Here is a 275-nt window from a genome sequence, read left to right as displayed (position 1 = left end):
CCCAGTACGGCAGCAGGTGAATGGTCAGGAAATCCACGGCCGGGGCGATTTCCGGGTGTTGCAGCCAGAACTCCCAGACATCGGCATAGGTGACCGGCTGTTTGATCTGACTTTTGACTTTGTGGATCAGCGTCACCAGTTGCTTGGCGGTGACTTCCTTGCGCAGCAGGGCTTCGTTGCCGACGATAACCGCGGTGACCACGTCAGGGTTGGCGTTGGCCGCCGCGATCAACTCGTCGATTTCTTTTTCGGTGGCAACCGGGTCACTGCTGACC

General features: G+C 58.9%; 1 pseudogene. It reads right to left on the bottom strand.

The features are described from left to right. A pseudogene (locus tag KZZ04_RS19185) lies at positions 1-275 on the bottom strand (hypothetical protein); the annotation flags it as partial.

It is taken from the genome of Pseudoalteromonas sp. CR1 (genome assembly GCF_019392235.1).
In the GTDB taxonomy this organism is placed as follows: Bacteria; Pseudomonadota; Gammaproteobacteria; order Enterobacterales; family Alteromonadaceae; genus Pseudoalteromonas.
This window is presented reverse-complemented; position numbering and strand designations above follow the sequence as displayed.